General features: G+C 59.8%; 7 protein-coding genes. All 7 read right to left on the reverse strand.

Annotated features, from left to right (window positions below):
* On the reverse strand, window positions 1–3,207 hold a 3,207-nt coding region (locus FJY67_09825), incomplete at its 3' end, for a hypothetical protein (GenBank protein ID MBM3329750.1).
* A gap of 219 nt (window positions 3,208–3,426) precedes the next feature.
* Entirely contained in the window at window positions 3,427–4,536 is a 1,110-nt protein-coding gene (locus FJY67_09830) for a PilT/PilU family type 4a pilus ATPase (GenBank protein MBM3329751.1), read from the reverse strand.
* 474 nt (window positions 4,537–5,010) lie between these two features.
* The gene (locus tag FJY67_09835; protein ID MBM3329752.1) at window positions 5,011–6,015 is read right to left on the reverse strand and encodes a glycosyltransferase family 2 protein; all 1,005 of its coding nucleotides are present in this window, start codon (window positions 6,013–6,015) and stop codon (window positions 5,011–5,013) included.
* Window positions 6,015–7,310, reverse strand: coding sequence for a hypothetical protein (locus FJY67_09840; GenBank protein MBM3329753.1), 1,296 nt, complete (start codon window positions 7,308–7,310; stop codon window positions 6,015–6,017). The genes FJY67_09835 and FJY67_09840 overlap by 1 nt, the downstream gene beginning before the upstream one ends.
* Entirely contained in the window at window positions 7,307–8,131 is an 825-nt protein-coding gene (locus tag FJY67_09845) for a TIGR00159 family protein (protein MBM3329754.1), read from the reverse strand. Before FJY67_09845 ends, FJY67_09840 begins: the two co-directional genes overlap by 4 nt.
* Window positions 8,131–8,796 carry a tRNA (adenosine(37)-N6)-threonylcarbamoyltransferase complex dimerization subunit type 1 TsaB gene (tsaB, locus tag FJY67_09850; GenBank protein MBM3329755.1) on the reverse strand — a complete coding sequence of 222 codons (666 nt, stop codon included), beginning with the start codon at window positions 8,794–8,796 and terminating at the stop codon, window positions 8,131–8,133. The genes FJY67_09845 and tsaB overlap by 1 nt, the downstream gene beginning before the upstream one ends.
* 56 nt (window positions 8,797–8,852) lie before the next feature.
* The coding region (locus tag FJY67_09855; GenBank protein ID MBM3329756.1) for a cation diffusion facilitator family transporter at window positions 8,853–9,463 on the reverse strand (611 nt) is incomplete at its 5' end.

Genomic DNA, 9,463 nt, shown 5'->3' on the forward strand with positions numbered 1-9,463 from the left:
ACACTCCACCACCGGTGACCCATACCCGACTACCGTCAACTCACCACCCTCCATCGCACCCTCAACCGCCGTCGTCAACGGATCGTCACCCCAGACCGCGACCCCGCACATCCCACCCTCCGCATACCCCGTCCCCACCAACAACCCCCCCGAATAGACCCCCACCACACCCGCGTAAGACCCCGTCCGCAACAATAAACTCATGTTCCGACCCGTCGGCTCAACCCGCGGTACAGCCCCCACACGATACGCCGACCGACCCTCCACAACATCCAAACGCCCGCCGCCCTGCTGCGTCCGGTAAACTAACTCCATCCCCTCCTCCATCTTCAACTGGTAGCCCCGTCCCTCACCCATGTTACCCATATTGCTATACGCCCAGGCCGGAACATAGAAATTCCCCAGCCCGTCCTTCGCCACCAGCAATCCCTCCATCACCCCCGACAACGCCACCACCGCATTCACCGATCGACGAGGATAATAAGCCACCATGTTCCAACCCTCTCCCAGCGCTATCCCGTCCTCCGCCAACACCGACTCCCCCTCCACACGCAAAACCGCCGGTCCATTCAACTTCAACCAATAGCCCTGCCAAGACTCCCAGTCCGGGATGTTGTTGAAGCCCGCACGAGGTCGATAAAAATGTCCCGACCCATCCTTCATAAGGTCGAGCAACCCCGCTTCCACCAGCGGACGAACGACCGCCTCCACCGCCGCATCCTCCGGCTGAAGATTCACCGACATCAAATTCCACCCCCGCACCAAACTCACATTCCGAAACGTCCGAACCCGTCCCTCGACCACCGACAACGTCACCGGAACGTGCGTCTCGCCACCAACACCATCGTGCAGAAAGACCAACTCCCCCTCAAAGTCCACCAACGGCAAACCGACCGACGACAAATGAACATCGAATCGCTGCGCATCCCCCGCTTCGATCACCCCCGATACCGGTTCCACCCCAAACCAGTCCTTGCGGGCGTCCAACTGGTAGATGTCGAGACGATCCCGACCCGCATTGACCGAAACGCTCGCCACCGTCAGAAAGACCCAACTATAGACGTCATACTGGTTGGTGATCGAAACCCCCGTCGGAGTCCCCCCCGCAGGATACTGCAAGCGCCGAACCGGCAGCGTGTCCCCGTTCGCCGGATTCATCTTGTGAACCTGGATGTTGTCCGCCCCCGGACTATGCATTATGTAGAGCGGATAACCGTCCGGATCGTCCGGCCAGTAGCCCATCCCGTAAGTCCGAAGTCCCCGCCGGTTCAGCCGCGCACCGGTCCGGTTACCCTCCCGGTCGTAGGCGATGATGTCGTTCTGGCTTAACGAGCCGATCCAGAGACAGTTCCGGTCCGAGTCCCAGGCAATCGACTGGTTTGGGTTGTAAGGCCCCGCAAACTGCACCTCCAGGTCGCCCCCGGGGGTGAATCCGAAGACGGCTGCTTCGCCCGACCCCCAGATCAGTTCCCCGTCCCATTCGAGGTCTTTGTAGCCATACTGGCTGTTGCCGGCTTGATTGTAACGGTCTACCAGATCGCCGTCGCGGTCGAGGATGTAGATGGTGTTGGGATCGGCGGCGGCGGCGCCGGCGAGGTAGAAGTTGTCGCCGATGAAGAGCGCGCCTTCGATGCGGTCGTCGTTGAGGGCCGCACCGACGTTGAGGGAACGGCGGATGGTCCAGGGCTCGGCGTTGGCGTCGCCGAGGAGCCGGCGTTCGACGCGGTAACTGAGCGGCCCGTTGCCGTTATTGGCGACGTTGAAGTCGAGGTCGAGGGTGTTGTCGGGCTCGAGTTGGGCGAAGATGCCTTCCTCTCCGACGTCGGGATCGGCGGTCGAGTGGAGCATGGCGACATTCAGTTCGACGTCGTCGTCCTCGAGGTTAACCTCGCGGGTGGTGGTCAGGTAGTCCGGCGCGCTGAAGGTCAGTTCGTAAGCGCCCAGAGGCAGGTCGGCGAAGTCGTACGCGCCTTCCTCGTCCGTTGGGCGCTGGATAATGTAACGGTCCAGTTCTACCTGGACATCCGGCATAGCATCGCCGGTGGCTTCATCGGTTACCAGACCGGCAATCGCTGCCACGGGCGATTGAACGGTTAGGACGCAGGACATCTGCGCCACCGGTGCGTCAATGCCCTCCTGCAGAACACTTAGAATCAATTCAGTAGTGCCATCTTCAAGTCCGGTCGAAACAAAAATCAGCTCCAGTTCAGCAGACTCACCTGCTGCTATCTCGCCTTCATCAGGCTGGACTTCCAGCCAGCCGGGCTTGGCCAAATGATCAAGATACCAAATCATCCCGACCCCGGTACGCCCCCATTGGTACTGATTAGGATTGTTGTGAAGGAATCCATCGACCGTCGTAGAAGCAACCACTCGTCCCCGGCCAAACTTATAGGTAATGATGATTGGTTCGCGAACAGGATTGCCAATCGCCATCACCTCAACCCAATCCACGCCCTCCATCCGGTCGATGTTCTGTTGCAAGAAGACCCCATGTGCGTTCCCGTTGCCAACCAACTCAGCCCCGCGACGCCACCAGTTTCGCTGGATCTGATCGTTGCGGTTCATGTAGTCGATCAGGAAGTTGTCTTCAGGATTGAGTTGAAGCGGGCAGTTGTTCTGTGATTGGTCGCCCTGGACCTGTCCCCAAGTGTAGGTCAATCCTCCGGGTAGACGGGGTCGGGTATTATGGTTATTGGTTCCGCAGGGTCGATAGAGCGCACCGCCTCGGTCAACAAACTCCTCGATGCGGGCAAAGTTTTCGTTGTAGGCCGCCACCCACGCGTCGGGCTCATAATTGCCTATCCACATGAAGTCAAACTCGTTGAAATCGACGTTGGCGACCTCGTTCCACTGTCGGTAACGGCTGTATCGTAGCCCGTCGATGGCTGAGAAATACTGCTCGAAGTTCCAGTTGCTCCACCCGCAGACATTCTGTATGAGTATGCCACGTCCCTCCGGCTGATCCCGACGGGGCCCACCCCGACGATCAACATTCTCTTCCGGCTCATCGAGTGTGATCTCGAATACCGCGGCCGCGTCATCCTCGTTCCGAAGCGTCAGTGTTTGAACCAATGTGTCCCCCTCCTCCAAGGCCACGATGAACCCTATAGGCTCGGCCGTGACGGCCGCGGTTGCAGGAGAAACAGCAGATGCAAGCAGCATAAGTCCGGCTGCGAGTAGTGTGAAAAGGGTGCGCAACAGCATGGTGAACTCCTGTCAGGATGGTTGGGAGGAGCGATGAAACGGTCCCCGGGACAGGTGAGGGCGGGATGCAGCGCGAGGTAAGTTGCCCGAGACGCCTTAATGATTATTTAGTATAAGCAAGTCAATAGCCATTGTCAATATCCTGCGAGGCACATTTCAACTGTTGATTCAATTTCAAGTCAATGATAATGATGATGATAATCCGATCCACTGGCGAGCCTACCGGCTCTCGAACATCAGGTTCCTCTTGAAATTGGTCGGGCTGGTCGCGAACTCCATCCCGGTCTCAAAGGTGATGATCTCCTGTTTGTAGAGGGCTGTCAGGTGCTGGTCGAAGGTCTGCATCCGGTAGGGGTTGGCGCCCTGCTCGATCAGGTCGGTGAAGCCGCGGCTGTCCGCAGTCGCGATCCGCTCCTGGATAGCCCCGGTCATACGCATCACCTCGAGCGCTGCAATCCGGCCTTCCCGGTCCGAGCGGGGAACGAGCCGCTGGGATATGATCGCCCGGATCGTCTCCGAAAGGCGCAGCCTAAGCCCCGGCTGCTCGCCTGGATCGAAGACGCCAAGAATGCGAATGATCGTCCCCTCGGCATCGGAAGTGTGGAGAGTGCTGAAGACCGAGTGCCCGGTTTCGGCTGCCTTAAGCCCAATCTCGACCGTCTCCCGGTCGCGAAGTTCGCCGACCATGATGACGTCCGGATCCTGCCGAAGCGATGCCCGCAGCGCCGCACTAAAGGTGCCGGTGTCGTTGCCGACCTCGCGCTGGGTAATGTAGGACATATTGTCGCGCAGGAGGAACTCGATCGGATCCTCGATCGTAACGATCTTGCGCCGGAAGTTGTTGTTGATTTGATTGAGCAGCGCCGCGAGGGTGGTGGACTTGCCACTGCCGGTCGTCCCGGTAATCAGCACCATCCCGCGCGGCTCGGCGGCGATCTCCTTTAAAACCTCTGGTAAGAGGAGGTCGTCGATCGAGCGAATGCTGTCCGGAATGACCCGCATCGTAAGGGTGAGCGTCCCACGCTGGCGGGCAATGTTGACCCGGAAACGCCCCGTTCCCGACAGCGAGAACGAAGTGTCGAAGTCGGTCAGCATCTCAAGTTGCGAGAGGTGCTGGAGCGCGACCGGGCTGGCTGATTGTTCGAGCACCCGCCGGACAATCCGCTCCACGTCTTCGCCTTCGAGCGGCTCGTCGGTGCCGGCCACCATCTCGCCCCGCGACCGCACCATAAAGGGCTGGCCGACCTTGATATGAATATCCGATGTGCCGACCTCGACGGCGGCGTGGAGGATCTGATCGAAAAGATAGGCTTCCAACTGAACGTGGATCTATGAATGAAGAGGAGCCGTGACCCGGATTTGTGCATGCCGGACGCCCTCGTCCGGCGTGTCGTGGAGACGAGTGCAAGAGCCGAGGGCATCCTCACTCCAAATGTTTGCAACGGGACGCCTTCTCTGTAGTTCTCAATATACACCCTATGCAGGGTGTTGTGAAAGGTCATATTGAGTCTGTTAAAAGACTCGACTCGTGCACGTCGGACGCCCTCGTCCGGCATGTGACAGGGAGATGTGATGCGAGCGGACGAGGGCGTCCGCCCGTATCATTAACTTCGATCAGGTGTCGTCATTCAGTCATCACACCCCAAAAAAGCGAGGGCTGCCCCTCTGGGAGCAGCCCTCTATGCGACGTTGGTCGGCGGGTGCGCGCGGCATCTGTCCGGGTCTATGCCGGGTCCTCCGGTTCCAAACCACCGCATTCGAATAGAATATCGACGCCGCTTCGTGCGGGTGTGGTGATGCAGGTCACCGAAGCCGGTGATTTTTTTGACGCGCCAAAATGGCGGATTGCCAGGACGTCGCACTGAATCCGATGCCGCGCTGAAAAGGGGGACTAACTTCCGGTAGGAACTCACGCCTCTCCCGTGTGAGTATTTTGGCGCTGGCAAGAACTTCGACAACGGCCTTAATTAGTAACGGGTGCCTTATCATTCTTAGCAGCATCACCAACTCGTGCAATAGGATCGGCCCAATATGCGGGAAGATGTCCCGCCACCGGTCGTTCCGGGCGATGAGGTAGTAGCGGTTGCGGTGCGTCAGGTAGCGCGAGAAGTGCGACGATGACGACGACCCGCCTCGCCGGTGCCATCCTACCGCCGTCGGAACGAACCACGCCTCCCGGTTATGCCTCCAGATACGCCAGGCCAGATCGGCATCTTCGTAGTAACTGAAGAACCGTTCCGGGAAGATGCCGTCCGGGACGGCCGTTTCTTCAAGTGTCTCACGACGGTAGAGCGCAGCAGCTGCACAGATGCCGAAGACCCGCCCCGGTTCGTTTGGCAGCCCTGAACGAAGCGCTCCGAAGTGGCGATCCCGCACCCGCCGGCTCGCAAAGATCTCAATCCCGGTTGAGTCCACGACCTCATCGCCGGCATCGTCCCATCTAAGGAGAACTCCCCCCAAGGCGCCCGCGCGCGGATGATCTGCAGCAAAATCAAGCAGGTGCCGAATCCAATCCGGTGCCAGTTTCGCGTCGGGATTAAGAGTCAGGATCCAGTCCGCTGAAAGGTGCCGGATGCCGAGGTTGTTACCCGCGGCAAAGCCGATATTTGTCGTCCGGATGAGCAAAATGCTCTGATAATCGCGTTCCACAAGGTCGGCCGTGCCGTCCATCGAGCCGTTATCGACGACGACGATGGTCCGAATCGGGTGCGACTGGGCTTCAAGCGACGTCAGGCATTCGCCGATGTCACGAATGCTGTTGTGGGCTACGACGACCGCGCCGACCGCTGGCTGGTCCGCCGCGCTCATTACGCCTTCCGGGCGAGGAAATGTCCTGCCGTCTGCAGCAGCCGCCGGACGATGGCACTGACTGGACTGTCGAACTCCTGCCGTCCCCGTCGGAACATCAACAGTCCGGCGGTAGCCAACGTTGCTGCAAGCGCTATCGCGGCGCCATATCCGGCGTAGAAATAGACTCCGGCGGGAAGCAGAATCGCCATCACCATTAGGCTAACGCCCGAGACTGCAGCCACCGCGCCCGCCGCGCCTATGCCATAGAGGATCGTTCCGGTTACGTTGAACAGCCCCTCGAATGGCGCTGCCAGCATCATGATTCTGAGCAGCGGCGCAGCCTCAAGGTATGACGCTCCCATGAAAAGACGAAAGAACGGCTCCGCCGCGAGCATCATCAGCATCGCGAAGCCTCCCAGTCCGATCACCACATAGGCGGTAGCCTTCTCGAAGAGCGCTCCCAACTCGGCCCGGTTTCCCGTCGCTGCCAGCCGCGATGCATAAGGCATCACCAACACCCCCATCGCCGCCGTAAGCGCCGATACGACACGATAGATGTTCTTCGCTCCGCCGTAAACGCCGACGATAGCCGGGTTATAAATCGCTCCCAATAACAGCAGATCGGCACCATAAACCAGGCTGCTTGAGAGTCCAATGCCGAGCGTCAGGACCCCGTAGCGGAGCAGTTCTTTGGCTTCGCCCCACGCGATCCGTCGCAGCAGATTGGTTAGTCCTCCCAATGGCACAACCGCCAGACTCGACGCCAGCGCGGCTATGAAGTTGACCAGCAAAGGATCGAGCGCGCTCTGCATGGCATTCGTTTGACGAAGATAAAAGTAGCCCCCCGCCGAGCCGAGGTAGTAGATCGCGTCGAGCAGAAAGAGATGCTTCATCCGGTAGAGGGTCTGATGCACACAAAACGACCAATCGCGCAGGAAGAAGAGTGGCAGGAACGCTGCCGCCAGATAGATATCGCTGCGCTCGACTTTCAGCATCCCCCCCAGCAGCGGCGCGACCAGAATCAGCAGCAGTCCCGCCGCAAGATAGAAGAGTGCGTTAAGGCCAAAACCCGTCCGTGCCATCGCTTCGTGACGCCCCGGTTCGGAGGCAAACTTGATCATCGGATTCAGGATCAGCGTCTTATTGACGAAAATGACCTGACTGGCGATAGCGAAGATGATCGAGTATCTCCCGAATTCTTCAACCGGAAGCGCTGGGATGACGAAGAGGATGAAGGCAAGTCCGTTGACCAGCGGCAGGAGTCGGGTCGCGACAGCCCACGAAAACCGGCCTAAATGAAGCGTGAGATTCAAACCGGGGTGGTGGCGGCGGGTTGGGACTTCATTGCAGAGGCACGGGACTGTGCCATCCCGGGAAAGAGAAGTTCGCTCAGCAGGGTCTTCAATTGCTCTTCATCGAGATTGCGTCCGATGAATCGGCCTCCCTCGGCGACCGATATCGCCCCCGTCTCTTCAGATACGACTACCGCAACGGCATCGACCTCTTCCGAGATTCCCAGCGCGGCGCGATGGCGGGTGCCATAGGAACTGTCGGCGGGGGGATTTTGTGCGAGAGGAAGGATGCAGCGCGCCGCGACGACCGTGTCGCCGCTTACGATCACCGCTCCGTCGTGAAGCGGTGTGCGGGGATAAAAGATCGAAACGAGAAACTCCCACGAGAGTTCAGCGCCCAGCGAGACACCGGTCTCGACGACACCGCGCACGCCTGTCGTCCGCTGAATCACCATCAAGGCTCCAAAACGGCGGCTCGATAGTTCCACCGCTGCCTTGGCGACCTGCGCCGCAACACGCTGCTCGCCGGTTCGAAAGAGCGTTCTGAGCAGCCCAAACTGCCCGATCTTGACAAGCATACGCCGCAGTTCGGGTTGAAAGAGGATAACGAATGCAATTACCCAGACCGCACCGATCGATTGGATCAGCCAGGTCATACCGCTCATGCCGATCAGTTGTGCCAGCGACCCGGTGATGAGCAGTAACAGCAGCCCCGCAAACATCTGCGTCGCGCGGGTGCCGCGCATGATGAGCCAGACCTGATAGAAGACGACCGCAACGGCGACCACGTCGAACAGGTCGATCAGGGTGACCGTGAGGAACCCGATGCGGAAGAGATCCATCAGGCGAACGGTGCCTTCAAAACCGTGAACTCCTTCAGATAGTGCGGCTCGAGCATCTCGATACCGGCCGCATCCAGTGACGGCATGCCAACATTCACCAGTCTGCGCTGCGCCAGCCGACCTACCGCCCGCGCCGAGGCGGCCACCGGGCGCTCGTCACCGCCAATGCCCAGGTGCTCGAAGCCCTCCCCAAACGCGACCCGACCCGAGGAAGTGGAATTCAATACCTGGGACGCATCCATCAAGCCCGGAACGCTGACTGGTTCGACGCCTTCGCCCGTTAGGCGGAACTCCTGCCCAAAAGACTCGCCCCGCCGTGCGGGGACAAGCGGCAGCACTCCCTCCATAAGATGCCGACCAGCGGCGACACTATTCAAGAGGAGATATTCGTAAGCCAGCGCTTCGAGGGTCTCAACCGGAACGATAGGGATGCCGAGTCCGAGGGCCGCACCCTTGGCATATGAGAGACCTACCCGCAGCCCCGTGAACGAGCCCGGCCCAATCGAAACCGCTATGACCCGGACGGACGACCAATCGGCAGCAGCCTGATCCAGAACCGCCCGCACCAGCCCGGGCAGGACCTCATTGTGTCGCCTTTCGGACGCAACCGAGATGAGGGCTGCAGTCGGATCCCCCTGCCCGGCATCCGTCGCCATTAGCGCCACAGAGCAGATCGAGGTGGCTGTCTCAAGTGCCAGTAGATAGTTCCGTTGCAGTATCGTCAGCCTGTTCCTCGCAGTGTGGTGTCCCCCAACGCCCGCCGCTTGTTGCGGATTTCTTCGTTGTCGGGATCGATGTGAATCACGGTATGGAGCGGCCAGTCCATCCCCTCTGACAGGGTTCGCTCGATCCGGCGGACGATGTGGTGCCCGGCTTCGATGGTGAGACTGGCGTCGAGCATGATATGGACGTCCATCAAGAGTTCCCGACCGATGCGGCGGATGCGAAGCCGGTGCCAGCCGCGAATTTCGGGAATCTCTTTTAGTATGGCATCGATCCGGGCTTCGACCGCTGCTCCCGCCGAACCTTCGGAAAGTTCTACCAGAATCTCGAAAAGAAGTTTCACCCCGACGCTAAAGACGACTCCGCCGACCACTATCCCAGCAACGGCATCGGCGTTCGACCAGCCGGCGATAGTTCCCACGCCGCCAGCCAGAACTACGCTCGAGACCGCCACATCGGCGCGATGATCCCACGCTTTGCCCTGCAGCGCAGCGCTGCGGCAGCGCGCCGCTACGAGTCGCGTCCGCCGGAAGAGCCATTCCTTGACGACGATCGTCCCTGCCGAGACGAAAACTACCGGAACGCCGTCGATAGGCGACTTGCTGCCCA

This window comes from Calditrichota bacterium, from assembly GCA_016867835.1.
Classification (GTDB): domain Bacteria; phylum Electryoneota; class AABM5-125-24; order Hatepunaeales; family Hatepunaeaceae; genus VGIQ01.

Coding starts and splice junctions, on each gene's coding strand:
- FJY67_09835 (MBM3329752.1), bottom strand. CDS start 6,015: ATGAGCGCGGCGGACCAGCCAGCGGTCGGCGCGGTCGTCGTAGCCCAC.
- FJY67_09845 (MBM3329754.1), bottom strand. CDS start 8,131: ATGGATCTCTTCCGCATCGGGTTCCTCACGGTCACCCTGATCGACCTG.